Source organism: Allobosea sp. GW823-FHT01F03 (assembly GCF_058798075.1).
In genome coordinates this window covers 3,567,598-3,581,557 of record NZ_CM179505.1, presented here as the reverse complement: position 1 = coordinate 3,581,557, position 13,960 = coordinate 3,567,598, and the positions used below count along the sequence as shown (strand labels likewise).

General features: G+C 67.6%; 14 protein-coding genes. 7 read left to right on the top strand and 7 right to left on the bottom strand.

Going from position 1 to position 13,960, the window contains the following annotated elements:
* Position 1 precedes the first annotated feature (1 nt).
* The 5 genes from AC3RCC_RS17200 to AC3RCC_RS17180 all read right to left on the bottom strand — a co-directional run bounded on the left by AC3RCC_RS17200 (position 2) and on the right by AC3RCC_RS17180 (position 5,091).
* The gene (locus tag AC3RCC_RS17200) at positions 2-1,285 is read right to left on the bottom strand and encodes a TRAP transporter large permease subunit (RefSeq protein ID WP_291637771.1); all 1,284 of its coding nucleotides are present in this window, start codon (positions 1,283-1,285) and stop codon (positions 2-4) included.
* Positions 1,282-1,827, bottom strand: coding sequence for a TRAP transporter small permease (locus tag AC3RCC_RS17195; RefSeq protein ID WP_492256020.1), 546 nt, complete (start codon positions 1,825-1,827; stop codon positions 1,282-1,284). The genes AC3RCC_RS17200 and AC3RCC_RS17195 overlap by 4 nt, the downstream gene beginning before the upstream one ends.
* A complete protein-coding gene (locus AC3RCC_RS17190; protein WP_492256019.1) occupies positions 1,827-2,807 on the bottom strand; it encodes an amidohydrolase family protein in 981 nt (326 codons plus the stop codon). Before AC3RCC_RS17190 ends, AC3RCC_RS17195 begins: the two co-directional genes overlap by 1 nt.
* Before the next feature lie 176 nt (positions 2,808-2,983).
* Positions 2,984-4,381 (bottom strand): NAD(P)H-dependent oxidoreductase, encoded by a 1,398-nt coding sequence (locus AC3RCC_RS17185; RefSeq protein ID WP_492256018.1) that lies wholly within the window; start codon positions 4,379-4,381, stop codon positions 2,984-2,986.
* Between the two features lie 38 nt (positions 4,382-4,419).
* Positions 4,420-5,091 carry a cyclase family protein gene (locus AC3RCC_RS17180; protein WP_492256017.1) on the bottom strand — a complete coding sequence of 224 codons (672 nt, stop codon included), beginning with the start codon at positions 5,089-5,091 and terminating at the stop codon, positions 4,420-4,422.
* Positions 5,092-5,214: 123 nt separating this feature from the next.
* Between AC3RCC_RS17180 and AC3RCC_RS17175 the strand changes: the two genes are divergently transcribed.
* The 5 genes from AC3RCC_RS17175 (at position 5,215) to AC3RCC_RS17155 (ending at position 9,769) form a co-directional block, all read left to right on the top strand.
* Entirely contained in the window at positions 5,215-5,952 is a 738-nt protein-coding gene (locus AC3RCC_RS17175; protein ID WP_492256016.1) for a GntR family transcriptional regulator, read from the top strand.
* A gap of 184 nt (positions 5,953-6,136) precedes the next feature.
* Positions 6,137-7,150, top strand: coding sequence for a TRAP transporter substrate-binding protein (locus tag AC3RCC_RS17170; RefSeq protein WP_492256015.1), 1,014 nt, complete (start codon positions 6,137-6,139; stop codon positions 7,148-7,150).
* 20 nt (positions 7,151-7,170) lie between these two features.
* A complete protein-coding gene (locus tag AC3RCC_RS17165; protein WP_291637758.1) occupies positions 7,171-8,469 on the top strand; it encodes a TRAP transporter large permease in 1,299 nt (432 codons plus the stop codon).
* Positions 8,466-8,972: a TRAP transporter small permease gene (locus AC3RCC_RS17160; protein ID WP_291637756.1), complete on the top strand. Its 507-nt coding sequence runs from the start codon at positions 8,466-8,468 to the stop codon at positions 8,970-8,972. Before AC3RCC_RS17165 ends, AC3RCC_RS17160 begins: the two co-directional genes overlap by 4 nt.
* A gap of 26 nt (positions 8,973-8,998) precedes the next feature.
* The gene (locus tag AC3RCC_RS17155) at positions 8,999-9,769 is read left to right on the top strand and encodes an SDR family NAD(P)-dependent oxidoreductase (RefSeq protein WP_492256014.1); all 771 of its coding nucleotides are present in this window, start codon (positions 8,999-9,001) and stop codon (positions 9,767-9,769) included.
* Between the two features lie 36 nt (positions 9,770-9,805).
* On the opposite strand, the gene AC3RCC_RS17150 is transcribed toward AC3RCC_RS17155, so the two are convergent.
* Together AC3RCC_RS17150 and AC3RCC_RS17145 are read right to left on the bottom strand one after the other, a co-directional pair.
* Entirely contained in the window at positions 9,806-10,588 is a 783-nt protein-coding gene (locus AC3RCC_RS17150; RefSeq protein ID WP_492256013.1) for an enoyl-CoA hydratase/isomerase family protein, read from the bottom strand.
* Positions 10,589-10,600: 12 nt separating this feature from the next.
* Positions 10,601-11,794, bottom strand: coding sequence for a CaiB/BaiF CoA transferase family protein (locus AC3RCC_RS17145; protein ID WP_291637750.1), 1,194 nt, complete (start codon positions 11,792-11,794; stop codon positions 10,601-10,603).
* Between the two features lie 277 nt (positions 11,795-12,071).
* Between AC3RCC_RS17145 and AC3RCC_RS17140 the strand changes: the two genes are divergently transcribed.
* Positions 12,072-13,109 carry an aldo/keto reductase gene (locus AC3RCC_RS17140; RefSeq protein ID WP_492256012.1) on the top strand — a complete coding sequence of 346 codons (1,038 nt, stop codon included), beginning with the start codon at positions 12,072-12,074 and terminating at the stop codon, positions 13,107-13,109.
* 215 nt (positions 13,110-13,324) lie between these two features.
* A complete protein-coding gene (locus AC3RCC_RS17135; protein WP_291647116.1) occupies positions 13,325-13,957 on the top strand; it encodes a pyridoxamine 5'-phosphate oxidase family protein in 633 nt (210 codons plus the stop codon).
* Positions 13,958-13,960: the final 3 nt, after the last annotated feature.

Below are 13,960 nucleotides of genomic sequence, written 5' to 3'. Positions count from 1 at the left end.
CTCAGCGCCCGTAGAGCCATCGCGCCGGCACGGTGACGATCTCGGGCACGAGGACGAGCAGCAGCAGCACGGCGAATTGCGCGATCAGGAATGGCATCACCCCGCGGATGACCTTGTCCATCGGCACGCGGCCGACGGCGCAGACGACGTTGAGCACCGTCCCGACCGGCGGGGTCAGCAGGCCGATGGCGTTGTTGATGATGAACATCACGCCGAAATAGACCGGGTCGATGCCGGCCTGCTTGACGATCGGCATCAGCACCGGAGTCAGGATCAGCACGGTCGGGATGAAGTCGAGCGCCGTGCCGACGATGATGACGAGGAACATCATCGCCAGCATCAGCAGCGTCTTCGACTCGATCAGCGGGCCGAGGATGCCGGAGACCTGGCCGGGAATGTCGGCTATGGTGATCAGCCAGGCCGAGACCATCGCCGCCGCGACGAGGAACATCACTGCGGCCGAGGTCTTCAGCGCGGAGAGCAGGGCCGGGCGCAGATCCTTGAGATGCAGCTCGCGATAGACGAAGCCGCCGACCGCCGCCGCATAGACCGCAGCCACGACGGCAGCCTCCGTCGGGGTGAAGACCCCGGCCCGCATGCCGCCGATGATCAGGAAGGGCAGGCCGAGCGCCCAGAGCCCATCCAGAACGGCATGGCCGACCTCGCGCAGGCTGGCGCGCTGCGTGCGCGCGGCCGGCTCGTCGCGCGCGACGATGTACCATGTGAGGACGAGCGCCAGGCCCATCAGGATGCCGGGCACCAGACCGGCGATGAACAGCCGCGTGATCGAGACGCCGGCCGCGACGCCGAAGACGACGAAGCCGATCGAGGGCGGGATCACAGGCGCGATGATGCCGCCGGCCGAGATCAGCCCGGCGGCGCGCGGCAGGTTGTAGCCGGCCTGCCGCATCATCGGCAGCAGGATTGCGGCGAGGGCTGCGGTGTCGGCGACCGCCGAGCCGGAAATGCTCGCCATCACCAGCGCCGCCAGCACCGCGACATAGCCGAGCCCGCCGCGGACATGGCCGACGATGGTCACCGCGAGCGCGATGATGCGGCGCGAGAGACCGCCGGCATTCATCAGCTCGCCTGCCAGCATGAAGAAAGGCACCGCCATCAGCGGGAAGGAATCGGCGCCTCCGACCAGGTTCTGTGCCAGGATCTGCGCGTCGAAGGTGTCGAGCTGCAGCATCAGCGCGACGCCGCAGACGAGCAAAGCGAGAGCAATCGGCATGCCCAGCGCCATGGCGCCGAGGAGCGAGCCCAGGAAAACGAAGACCGTCACCGCCGCTTCTCTTCAGCTTGCTGCGCCTCGAAGGCGCTGAGCTCTTCCGATTCCGCGCCGATGACGAGCTCGTCATCCGGCATCCGGCCACTCAGCAGGCGGGCCAGCGCAGTCAGGTTGAGGGCCGCGATACCGATGCCGCCGGCGAGACCGGCGAAATAGACCACGGCAATGGGCACGCCGGTGACCGGCGCGTGATTGTCGAGATTGATCACCGCCTGCTGCCAGCAGCCGAGGATCAGCAGCGTCATGCACAGCAATGACAGCCCCTCGACCGCGAGCCGGCACCACCAGCGGCCATTGCGGCCGAGCATGTTGACGACCGTGGTCATGCCGAGATGCTGGCCGTCCTTGGCGACGAGGAAAGCGCCGCCGAAAGTCAGCCAGACGAAGATCATCCGGGAGACCTCCTCCGACATGATGATTCCGGAGTTGAAACCGTAGCGCAGCACGACATTGCCGAAGACCATCGCGATCATCACGACGAAGCCGGCAATCAGCAGGTTCTCCGTGAGCCTCAGCAGCATGGCGCGCATTGGCATCAGCTCGCTCCGGTCGTGGCTTCGGGCGTCAGGCGATACCAGCGCGTGGCATTGTCGTGGAACAGCGCCAACCGCTCCGCCGGTGCCCGGTTCCTGGTCGCCGCCTTGAAGACGTCGTAGATCGTGCCGAAATCGGCGCAGAGCCCGTCGACCGGGAAATTGCTGGCGAAAGCGCAGCGTTCGACGCCGAAGGCCGAGATCACGCCCGCGATCACCGGGGCCTGCAGGTCGAGCGTCCATGCCCGGCCGGGCACGCCGATGCCGGAGATCTTGGCGACGACATTGGGCTGCCGCGCCAGCCGATCGAGCGCCGCCTGCCAGGCCGCGAGCCCCTCGGCGCTGCGGTCCGAGGGCAGGCCGGCATGGTTCAGGATGATCGTGGTGCCGGGGAAGTCGCGCGCGAGCTCGGCCGCCTCGTCGAGATGCCACCACGGTGTCTGCAGGTCGAAATGCAGGCCGGCCGGGGCGAGCCTTGCATAGCCGTCTCGCCATTTCGGGTCCCGCATCGAACCCGGGGCGCTGAAGCTCGCCTGATGCGCCTCGCGGCTCACTGCGGCCGGCTTGTGGCGGACGCTGCGCACGATCGGCATGTCGCGATAGGCGTCGGCCACGGCCGCGGCATCCTCCCGGTCGAGCCAGATCTGGGCGATCGCCGCGTCGGGCGCGCCGTGCTCTGCCGCGACCTCCGCCGTCCAGCGCATCTCGCCGACCGGGTCGCGCGAATCCCACTCGCCTTCCATCAGCACGCTGCCGAGGACGAGATGGCCGGCGGCGACGCGCCGATAGTGTTCCGGCAGGAAGTCGCGCCGGATCGCCGCGTAATCGCCATAGCGGAAATTCGTCAGGATGTGGTCGCTCAGCCAGGGATGATGGTTCCGGCCGAGATCGAAGAAATGATGATGCGGATCGATGATCGGCAGGAGCGCGTCATCACCGGTCTCGAGGAAGCGGGCGCGTTGTTCGGGGGAGGCAATCGGCATCTGCTCAGTTTCCGCAGGCTGTTCGGGCGCGGCCTGACTGCGGGCCGGGCCGGTCGGAGGCCGGGACTGGGCACATATCGCGGTCTCCCCCGATGTTTCCTCGATGCTCTCGTCGCTTGAGCGATCGTTTGGCAGGCTATTCTGTATGCAGCATACAGCATAGCCTTAATTTTGTGTCAAACCGTTCCGGTCTTGAACAGCGCATCCTGCTCGCGCCGCAACTGCACCAGCGTCGTGGTCTCATCGAGCGCGATGTCGGCGCAGGTCAGCACCGCGCCGCGTGCCACTGGGCGCACCACCGGCCGGCCTGCGGTCAGGTAGTAGGGCACGGGCTCATCGGCTCCGAGCGGACGTGCGGGCTGGAGCAGCGGCTCGAGCCCGCCGATGACATGGCGATAGCCCATGGTCAGCGTCTCGCCGGGGACGAGGTCGCGGCTGGCGCGCGCCACGAGATCGACCCGCGGCAGCACCTCGGCGCCGCCGGTCGACTGGCCGAGCAGCGCAGCCGACAGCACAGACATCGGCGCCTCGGCCCCGAGGAGGTGGACCGGGTTGTGCACCAGCACATAGCGGCCATCGGGCGAGCAGGGGATGCCCTTGCCGGCGAACAGCGCGCCGGTCGCCAGATCGGGCGCCTCGGCGATGACGAAGACGCCGCCGGCGAAGGAGAGCTCGTCGGGCCGGCGCAGGCAGTTGAACATGTCGACCTTGCCACGCCCGGAGAGCAGGCCGCCTTCGGCTGCAGGCCGGAACAGGCTCGGCAATTCGGTCGTACGCGCGATCGGCGCATGCATCTCGGCGATGTCAGGCATCAGCCCGGTGTGGTTGGCGACGATACCCATCTCGCAGAGATCGGGCACGGTGGCGCGCGGGAAGGGCAGTTTGGCGCGCTCCGCCAGCAGCGGCAGCGGGTCGCTACCGAGGCGGCCGAAGGCCGCGGCGAAATCCTTGGCCTCGGCCGGGGTTTCCCAGGCGGTGACCGTGCCGGCCTCCGGATCCCAGACGAAATCCGACTCGCTCGACTTGCCGGCTGCGACGATCGGCAGGCCGAGCATGCGCGCCCAGCCGATCAGGCCGATCAGCAGGCTCGGCTGGTCGCCGTCGACCGGAGTGTGCACGACCCCTTTCGCCTTGGCGCGATGCGCCAGGATCGGTCCGATGATGCACTCCGCCTCCTTGGTCACCATGACGCAGTGGCGGCCGTTCTCGATCGCGGCGAGAGCGACGCGGGCGGCGCCTTCCGGATCGCCGGTCGCCTCGACCACCAGGTCGACGGCCAGGCTGGCGAGATGGTCGGAATTGTCGATCAGCGCGACGAGGCCGCGGTCGAGGGCGCTCTTCGCCTCGGCCGCATTGCGGCAGTCGGCGAGGTCGCTCTCATTGAAGCCGCCGGCGAGGGCGGCCTTGCGGGCGCGGCCGAGATCGAGGTCGCAGACCACGCGCGGGGCGATATGTGCCGTGCGGCGGGCCTGGCCGATGAAGCTCGCGCCGAACTCGCCCGCACCGACGAGGGCGGCCGAAACGACACGCCCGGCGGCATCCGGCCGGAGCGCGAAGAAGTTCTCGATGTTCAAGGTCTTGGACTTTCAGTTCGGGATTGAAGCGGGCCGCGTCAGACCGTCAGGCCTTCGATGGCGTAGAAGCGTGCCGGCGCGCCGTCGGCGTTCGGGATCAGCAATGGCGCTGCCGAGAACAGGTTGCGCGGCGCGCTGAGGCGGCTGGTATTGCAGACATATTCGATCAGCGTGACGCCGTGCGAGAGCAGGACGTGATGCGTCACATGCTCCGGCTTCGGCACTTCCTTACCTTCGAGCAGCAGGCGGATCGGGTAGTCCTGCGGGAAGTCGAAGGCGACGGCGCTCGGCTTGCGCGCCGCCAGCCATTGCGCCGATTCCAGCGTCAGCCAGGGCGCTTCGGTCCAGAAGCTCTTGTCCTGATGGTCGCGGCGATCGTTCCAATGGGCGGCGAGCAGCAGGATCTCGCCCTCCTTGCCGCCGGGATCGGCCGCGGCGAGGTGCTCCGGCTCGATCGGCGCGTTCGCCGGGCGGGCGCTGAGGTCGAGCACGCGGCAGGCGCCGACCACTTCGGAGAGCGGCGTCGCCTCGATCGTCGGCGCGCCGGCGACGAAATGCGCGGCGGCGTCGACATGCGAGAAGCCATGGCAGGGGCCGGCGATCTTCGAGACGCGGAACTGGTCGCCAGAGGCGATGTCGCCCTTGATCGAAAGCTCGACCGGCCAGCGGAAATGCGGTGCGATCGGCATGCTGAGGTCGATGATCTTCATGACAGGATCTCGCGGAGGTCGGGTCAGCCAGCGGGAGGCCGCGGGCGCGCTCTCGATAGATAGATGGCATCTTGCATGCAAGAAATTTTGACAGTCAAGCATGCATGCGGTGTACAAGCGCTCATGGTCACTTCGGACGACAACACGCCGCTCGCGGCGCTCCTGGCCCAGTTGCCGCAGCCGGAACCCGGCAAGCGCAAGGGCCATCTGCACGCCAATGCCGTCGCCCAGCTGCGCAATCTGATCGTCACCGGCGTGCTGGCGCCCGGCGCCAAGCTGAACGAGCGCGAACTCTGCGAACAGCTCGCGATTTCGCGCACGCCGGTACGCGAGGCGATCAAAACCCTGATCCAGGACGGGCTGCTGCGGGCTCTGCCCAATCATTCCGCCGTGGTCTCGGAGCTCGATCTCGACGAGATCGTCGCGCTGATCGAGGTCGTCACCGCGATCGAGGGGCTGGCCGGAGAGCTCGCGGCCAGGAACATCAGCGACGAGGCCGTCGCCGAAATCGGCATGCTTCACTACCGCATGCTGCTGCATCACGCCCGTGACGAGCTTCCCGGCTATTTCGAGGCCAACAAGGCCTTTCATCGCCGGATCGTCGAGCTCTCGCGCAATTCGATCCTGCTCTGGGTCTGGGAGCTGCTGGCGCTCCGGGTCGATCGCGCCCGCTTTTCCTCGAATCTCTGGCCGACGCGCTGGCGCACCGCGATCCAGGAGCATCAGCAGATCCTGGATGCGCTCGCGGTCCGCGATTCCGCCCGAGCCGGACAGGCCCTGCGCGATCATGTCCGCAACGGGCTCGAAGGGCTGGTCTCCTCGCTTCGTGCCAAGCAGGAAGCCGCGCGGTCCGAAGCGTAACGCGTGAAGAAGCATGGCGGCCCTGCTCCGGCATAGCTACCGCATGAGCGGCGAAGCCGCCGAACGCGGTTGACGGCCCGCATTCTTGCATGCAACTTTTCAGGTGAGGCCGCGCAGACGGCTCGTAAGGTTGCCGCGGACGAAGCCGGCGACCGGCTGCAATCACCGGGGAAGGAAGAGCACCATGGTCGGGAAGATCACGTGGACGCGTCGCTCGTTGCTGGGAGCCGGTGCGGCGCTCACGGTCGGGCTGCCGGCGATCAGACCGGCCCGTGCAGCCGTCGAATTGCGGCTGACGCACCCGGCCGACACCAGCCACCCCGTGCACATCGAGGCCGAGGCGATGGTCAAGCGCATCGCCGAGCGCACCAATGGCCAGGTCAAGATCGCGATCTTCCCGAACAATGCCCTGGGCTCGCCGGTCGAGGCGGCGCAGCAGACCCGGCTCGGCGCCATCGACATGATGATGCTGAACCCAGCCAATATCGAGGCGCTGTCGAAGACGATCGGCGTCATCAACCTCCCCTATCAGTTCGACAGCTATGAGCACGCCCACAAGACGCTCGACGTCACCGGGCGCGACTGGATCGCCGAACAGCTCAAGGCCGCCGGCTTCACCTGGATCGCCAATCTGGAATGGGGCTTCCGCGCCGTCACCAACAGCCGCCGGCCGATCAACCAGCCGGCCGACGTGCAGGGCCTGAAGATCCGCGTCCCGCCCGAGCTCGCGATCAAGGCGGCCTTCGAGGCGCTCGGCGCGAGCACCCAGACCATCGCCTTCCAGGAGGTCTATCTGGCGCTCGCCAACAATGTCGTCGACGGCCAGGACAATCCGGTCGGAACGACCTTCGCCGCGAAGTTCTACGAGGCGCAGAAGCATATCGCGCTGACGCGGCACATCTACGCCTCGATCATGTTCTGTGCCAATCCGCGGGTCTGGAGCGGCAAGCTCACCGAGGAGCAGCGCAAGATCATCAGCGAGGAGGGCACCAAGGCCGGCGCCGGCGCGCGCAAGGGCGTGCGCGACAATGAGGAGAGCAATCTCGCCGCCATGGAGAAGGCGGGCGTCGCGGTCACCCGGCCGGATGTCGCGCCCTTCCGCGACAAGATGGGCCCCGCCTACGATCAGCTCCGCAAGGCACTGGGCGACGAGACCTGGAACAGCTGGACCAAGCTGGTCGCAGCCGCTCGCGCCTGACCGGGAACCAGACGCCGACCATGCTCATCACCGCCATTCTGCTCGGCGTCTGCTTCGTCATCCTGATCGGCCTGCCTATCGCGGTGGCGCTCGGCCTCGTCGCCATCGTCACCATGGTGGCGACCGCCGGACCCGATTTGCTCGTCATCTTCATCCAGCGCACCTATGCGGGGACAACCTCGTTCCCGCTGCTGGCGATCCCGTTCTTCGTGCTGGCCGGCAATCTGATGAATGTCGGCGGCACCACGGAGCGCATCTTCGGCGTCGCGCAGCTCTGCGTCGGCCGGATCCGCGGCGGCCTCGCCCATGTCAACGTCGTCGGCAGCGTGATCTTCGCCGGCATGTCGGGCTCGGCAGTGGCCGATGCCGCCGGCATGGGCGTGATCGAGCACCGGGCCATGACCAAGGCCGGCTATAGCGGCCGTTTCGCCGCGACAATCACCGCGGTCTCCTCGACCATCGGTCCGATCATCCCGCCGAGCATCCCCTTCGTCATTTATGGCAGCCTCGCCAATGTCTCGGTCGGGGCGCTGTTCCTCGCCGGCATCGTGCCCGGCCTCCTGATGGCGGTGGCGCTGATGGCGCTGATCGCCGTCTCGGCCAAGCACATGAACCTGCCGCGCGGCGACGCACTGCCGCCCTTGCCAGTGGCCGTGAGGACCGTCGCCAAGGCCGGGCCGGCGCTGCTGCTGCCGCCGGTGATCCTGCTCGTCATCTTCACCGGCATCGCGACGCCGACCGAGGCCGCCGTCGTCGCTGCCGCCTATGCCTTCGTCCTCGGGCGCTTCGTCTATCGCGAGCTCGACTGGGCGGCGACGCTCGACGTCCTCTGGGACACGGCGCGCCAGACCGCGCAGGTGATGTTCATCATCGCGCTCGCGGCGCCCTTCGGCTGGGTGCTGATCCAGCAGCAGATCCCCAACGCCATCCTCAGCGCCTTCCTCGGCCTGTCCTCCGAGCCCTGGGTGATCCTGCTGATCATCAACATCGTGCTGTTGATCCTCGGCATGTTCATCGAGGGCATCGCCATCATGATCATCGCCTATCCTGTGCTGCTGCCGATCATCGCCAAGATCGGCGTCGATCCCGTCCATTTCGGCGTGATCCTGGTGCTCAACATCATGATCGGGCTGGTCACGCCGCCTGTCGGCCTGTGTCTCTATGTCGTCGCCGGCATCGCCAAGATCTCGATCGCCGAGATCACCCGCGAGATCTGGCCCTATGTGCTGGCCCTGATCGCGGTGCTGATGCTGATCACCTATGTCCCGGCGATCTCGCTCTGGCTGCCGCACGCCCTCGGCTACGGAGTCGCACGATGATCGCCGCCCTGCGCTTCGCCGACCGGCTGGTCGGGGCTCTCTGCAAGGGCGGGGCGGTCGCCTGCCTGCTCGGGCTCTTCCTGCTGCTGGGCAGCGCCATCGTGCTGCGGCTCGTGCCGCTCTTCACCATCCACGGCTATGACGAGATCGTCGAGCTGCTCTTCATCTGGCTGGTGATGCTGACCTCGCTCGCGCTCTGGCGCGAGGGCTCGCTCTATCGCGTCGTGCTGTTCGAGGACCTGCTGCCCGTGCCGATGCGCCGACTCCTGGAGATCGGCATCCATGCCGTGATGTTCTGCTTCGCCCTGGTCCTCGTGGTCTATGGCCGCGAATTCATGGCGATGGCGGGCGAGACCACGCCTTTCCTGCGGCTCGACAAGGGTTGGTGGTACGCGGCCATCCCGGTCACCGGCGCGCTGATGGCGATCTACAGCCTAGTCTGGATCTGGCGGGTGATCCGGCGTGGCGAGACCCTCGAATCGACAGCGACACTGGTCGGCTGACCCCTCCGATCTCAAGGACGATGCGAATGCCCAGGCTTCAAGGCAAGGTTGCGATCCTCACCGGCGGGGCCGGCGGCATCGGCGCCGCGACCGCCGAACTCTTCGCCGAGGAGGGCGCGAAGGTCGCGCTCGTCGACATCGACGCCGCAGCGCTCGCCGAGGTCGGGGCACGGATCCGCGCCGCGCTGCCGGGCGCCGAGGTCCTGGAGATCGCCCGGGATGTCGGGCAGGAGGCTTCGGCGGCGGCGATCGTCGCGGAGACGCTCTCCGCCTTCGGCCGGCTCGACATCCTGGTCAACAATGCCGGCATCCGCTCCTATGAGCCGCTCGACGAGGCCAAGGCGGAGACCTGGCAGAAGATCCTGTCGGTGAACCTGCTGAGCTATGCCTATCTTGCCCGCGAGGCGCTGCCGGCGCTGCGGCAGGCGGGGAAGGGCGCGATCGTCAACATCTCCTCGACCCATGCCTTCAATCCGCGCGGCGGCATGGGGCAGTACGACGTCGCCAAGGCCGGCATCATCTCGATGACCAAGACGCTAGCCTTCGAGGAGGCCGATCGCGGCGTGCGGGTCAATGCGGTCTGCCCCGGCCTGACGCTGACGCCTTTCCATGTCCGCCGCTTCGCCCCGCAGGGCAAGAGCGAGCAGGACATTCGCACCGAGAAGGTCGACCACAACATCCAGCGTCGCTGGGCGGATCCGCGCGAAGTCGCCTGGCCGATCCTCTGGCTCGCTTCCGACGAGGCCTCGTTCATGACGGCGTCGGTGATCATGGCCGATGGCGGCACCCGCGTCTGACGGCGCGGGTACCGGGCAGCGGACAGTTCAGGCGGGCTACTTGCCCTGCCAGTTCGGCGTCCGCTTGCCGAGGAACGCTTCCATGCCCTCGCGGAAGTCGGCGCTGGTGTAGCAGAGAGCGACGAGGTCATCGCCGTCGACGCCGGCGCTGGCCGCTTCGGTGAGCCGGCGCAGCGCTTCCTTGGTGGCGCGCATCGTCAGCGGCGCATGGCCGCGAATGGTCTCGGCGAGCTCCTTCGTGCGTGCCAGCAGCGCGGCGTGGTCGGCGACGAGCTCGTTGTAGAGGCCGACGCGATGGCCTTCATCGGCCTCGACCAGCCGGGCGGTGAAGATGATGTCCTTGACCCGAGCCGGGCCGAGCAGGCTGGCGAGCCTTGCATAGTTCGCCATCGACAGGCAGTTGCCGAGCGTGCGCGCCACCGGGAAGCCGAAGCGGGCCGATTGCGTCGCGATCCTGAGGTCGCAGGCGCAGGCGATCGCCGCGCCGCCACCGGTGACGGCGCCGGAGATCGCCGCGATGGTCGGCACCGAGCAGCTCTCGATCGCCGTGATCACCTTCTCGATGCGGTTCTCATAGGCGAGCGCATCCTCGGCCGTCTTGAAGTCGCGGAACTGCGTGATGTCGGTGCCGGCGGCAAAAGCCTTCTCGCCGGCGCCGGTCATCACGATCACCTTCGGCGCGCCATGGCTCTCGGGAGCGCTGCAGATCTTTGCCAGCCCTTCATACATGGCGAAGGTCAGAGCATTGCGTGCCTGCGGCCGGTTCAGCGTGATCGTGCCGATCCCGTCGGCGACGTCGTAGAGAATCTCGTCGGTCATCGGAAAACCTCTTCAGATCGCGCCGTCGGCGCGCAGTTGCGCGATCGCCGCGGCGTCATAGCCGAGCTCGGCGAGGATCTCATCATTGTGCTCGCCGGCATCCGGCGTCGGCGAAACCACGCTCGCCGGGGTGCGCGACAGGCCGACCGGCTCGCCGATGACGCGGATGTCGCCGAGAACCGGATGGGTGACGGGCTGCGCGATGCCAAGATGCTGCACCTGGGGATCGTCGAACATGGCGTCGACCGAATAGATCGGCCCGGCCGGCACCGAGGCCTTCTCGCAGGCGTCGAGCCAGTGGGCGCTGTCCTGGGTGGACATGATCTCCTCGAGCAGGACGCGCAGTTCCGGCCGCGCCGCAAAGCGCTTCTCGACGCTGTCATAGCGTGGGTCGCTCGCCAGCTCCGGCCGGCCGAGCACGCCGCAGAAGGAGCGCCAGTGCCCCTCGGCACCGACGCCGAGATTGATGTGGCCGTCGCGCGTGGCATAGACGCCCATCGGCGTCGCGTAAGGATGGTCGTTGCCGGCCTGCGGCGGCACCGTGCCCTCGACCAGGAAGCGCGCAGCCTGGAAATCCATCATCGCGATCTGCGCCTCGAGCAGCGAGGTCTGGACCCACTGGCCCTTGCCGGAGACCGCGCGCTCCTGCAGCGCGACCAGCGCGCCGATCGCCCCGTAGAGTCCCGCCGCGGAATCGGCCACCGCGATGCCGGCCCTGACCGGCCCCTGGCCGGGCAGGCCGGTGACCGACATCATCCCGCCCATGCCCTGGGCGATCTGGTCGAAGCCGGCACGCAGCCTGTAGGGGCCGCTCTGGCCGAAGCCCGAGACCGAGACCAGGATCAGGCGCGGATTGAGCGCATGCAGGGTCTCGAAATCGAGGCCGAGCCGGTCCTTCACATCCGGGCGGAAATTCTCGATCAGCAGGTCGGCATCGGCGATCAGCCGGCGCAGCACCGCCTTGCCGGATTCCTTCTTCAGGTTGAGCGTCAGCGAGCGTTTGTTCCGGTGCAGGTTCTGCATGTCGTAGCCATGCCGCGCGCCGCTCATGTTCTCGTTCGGGTCGACGCCCGGGGGGCTTTCGATCTTGAGCACGTCGGCGCCGAAATCGGCGAAGATCCGGGCGCAGGTCGGGCCGGCGCGGACCCGGGAGAGATCGAGGACGCGCAGATTCTCCAGCGCGGAGGACGGTGTCGGACGAGGCATGATGTTCCGGAAGGGCTCTATAGGGGGCGCGACTATCCCGTCATCGGCCGGGAGCGTCAATGTTAAAGCCATTTTGTATGCAAGAATCGCGGCATGGCCATGTGCGACGCGCTCGCGCCGCGGCGCCACGAGACGGCGAGCGGCGCCGTGATCTGCTGCCCCGACATTGTGTCGCGTTCGCGCAGTATTATCTTCGAGCCAGCCCGGTGACGGTCGACGCCAAAAACGCCGCGATCGACGCCACCCGGGCGTTTTCCTCAAATGGAAAGAGAACGTCATGCGCTATCACACGCTTGGCCAGACCGGCCTGCTCGTCTCCGAACTATGCCTGGGTACCATGACCTTCGGCGGCGGCGACGAGGGCTTCTGGGGCCATATCGGCAGGCTCGAGCAGGAGGAGGCCGATGCGCTGGTCAGGACGGCGCTCGATGCCGGCATCAATTTCATCGATACCGCCAATGTCTATGCCGAGGGGCGCTCGGAGCAGATCACCGGCCAGGCCCTGCGCAATCTCGGCATCGCGCGCGACGAGGTCGTGATCGCGACCAAGGTCTTCAGCCGTATGGGGCAGGGCCCGAACGCCAGCGGCGCCAGCCGCTACCACATCATGGCGCAGGTCAAGGAGAGCCTGAAGCGGCTGCAGCTTGAGCATATCGACCTCTACCAGATCCATGCCTTCGACAGCGTCACCCCGATGGAGGAGACGCTGGAGGCGCTCGACAGCCTCGTGCGCCAGGGCCATGTCCGCTATGTCGGGGTCTCGAACTGGGCGGCCTGGCAGGTCGCCAAGGCGCTCGGCATCTGCGAGCGGCGCCAGCTCTCCCGCATCGCCTCGCTGCAATCCTACTACACCATCGCCGGGCGCGACCTGGAGCGCGAGATCGTGCCGATGCTGCTCTCGGAAAAGGTCGGCCTGATGGTCTGGAGTCCGCTCGCCGGCGGTCTGCTCTCCGGTAAATACGACCGGCGCAACGAGCAGGGCGGCGAGGGGCGCCGGGCCAGCTTCGACTTCCCGCCGGTCGACCGCGAGCGCGGCTACGACGTCATCGATGTGATGCGCGGCATCGCCGAGACGCATCGGCGCAGCGTCGCGCAGATCGCGCTTGCCTGGCTGCTGCACCAGCAGGCGGTGACGAGCGTGATCGTCGGCGCCAAGCGGCCGGAGCAGCTCGCCGAGAATCTCGCGGCGGTCGACATCGTCCTCTCGCCTGACGAGCTCAAGGCGCTCGACGCGGCCAGCGCCCTGCCGCGCGAATATCCCGGCTGGATGCTGGAGCGCCAGGGTGCCAATCGCACCAAGCCGGACCAGCGCTGAGGCTGCAACGGCTGTTCACGTTTCCGGCGGCATCTCAAGGGCTTCCGCCGGGAAGCGGAATCAGTTTCGCACGGCTTTGAATCGCCATGGCAACGGCCGGGGCGGCTCTGCGGGGTGAGGCCTCGGCGGCTCCGCCCGTTCATGCTAGATCGGAGCGAGTGGAGCCTGCCCCGGCTGATCGTGCAGCCGGGGGGCGCGACCGGCCGGAGGGCGGGATGACGACGAGCGAGAAGCCTGGCACCGAAGTTGCGGACGCACGGGAGTTGCGAGCCGTGGTCGGCGAGGTCCATCTCATCGCCGAGCGCAAGGTGCTCGACCGGCTCGACCATTTCTGCCGCGACTTCATCGCGCTCTCGCCCTTCCTGGTGCTGGCGAGCTCGGACAGCGAGGGTCGGGCCGATGCGAGCCCGCGCGGCGACGGGCCGGGCTTCGTCCAGGTGCTCGACGAGAAGACGCTGCTGATCCCGGACCGGCGTGGCAACAACCGGGTCGACAGTTTCGGCAATGTGTTGAGCTCGCCGGGCGTCGGCCTGGTCTTTTTCGTGCCGGGGATCAACGAGACGCTGCGGGTCAATGGCCGGGCGAGGCTGACGCGCGACACGGCGCTGCTCGAACCCACGACCGTGCAGGAGAAGACGCCGAAGCTCGGCCTGCTGGTCGAGGTCGACGAGGCCTATTTCCATTGCGGCAAGGCCCTGATCCGCTCGAAGCTCTGGGCGCAGGATGCTCAGATCGAGCGCGGCAGCTTCCCGACGCTCGGGCGCATCGTCGCCGAGCAGACCAGGGCGGTCGACGCTGCCGAGGCCGACGCCAATCTCGAAGAGGCCTATCGGACGCGGCTCTACTGAGCT

Bases quoted from the DNA above. Each gene is read 5' to 3' on its own strand.
- AC3RCC_RS17190 (WP_492256019.1), bottom strand. From the start codon at position 2,807: ATGCCGATTGCCTCCCCCGAACAACGCGCCCGCTTCCTCGAGACCGGT.
- AC3RCC_RS17150 (WP_492256013.1), bottom strand. From the start codon at position 10,588: ATGACCGACGAGATTCTCTACGACGTCGCCGACGGGATCGGCACGATC.
- AC3RCC_RS17140 (WP_492256012.1), top strand. From the start codon at position 12,072: ATGCGCTATCACACGCTTGGCCAGACCGGCCTGCTCGTCTCCGAACTA.
- AC3RCC_RS17170 (WP_492256015.1), top strand. From the start codon at position 6,137: ATGGTCGGGAAGATCACGTGGACGCGTCGCTCGTTGCTGGGAGCCGGT.
- AC3RCC_RS17195 (WP_492256020.1), bottom strand. From the start codon at position 1,827: ATGCCAATGCGCGCCATGCTGCTGAGGCTCACGGAGAACCTGCTGATT.
- AC3RCC_RS17175 (WP_492256016.1), top strand. From the start codon at position 5,215: ATGGTCACTTCGGACGACAACACGCCGCTCGCGGCGCTCCTGGCCCAG.
- AC3RCC_RS17155 (WP_492256014.1), top strand. From the start codon at position 8,999: ATGCCCAGGCTTCAAGGCAAGGTTGCGATCCTCACCGGCGGGGCCGGC.
- AC3RCC_RS17165 (WP_291637758.1), top strand. From the start codon at position 7,171: ATGCTCATCACCGCCATTCTGCTCGGCGTCTGCTTCGTCATCCTGATC.
- AC3RCC_RS17135 (WP_291647116.1), top strand. From the start codon at position 13,325: ATGACGACGAGCGAGAAGCCTGGCACCGAAGTTGCGGACGCACGGGAG.
- AC3RCC_RS17145 (WP_291637750.1), bottom strand. From the start codon at position 11,794: ATGCCTCGTCCGACACCGTCCTCCGCGCTGGAGAATCTGCGCGTCCTC.
- AC3RCC_RS17180 (WP_492256017.1), bottom strand. From the start codon at position 5,091: ATGAAGATCATCGACCTCAGCATGCCGATCGCACCGCATTTCCGCTGG.
- AC3RCC_RS17160 (WP_291637756.1), top strand. From the start codon at position 8,466: ATGATCGCCGCCCTGCGCTTCGCCGACCGGCTGGTCGGGGCTCTCTGC.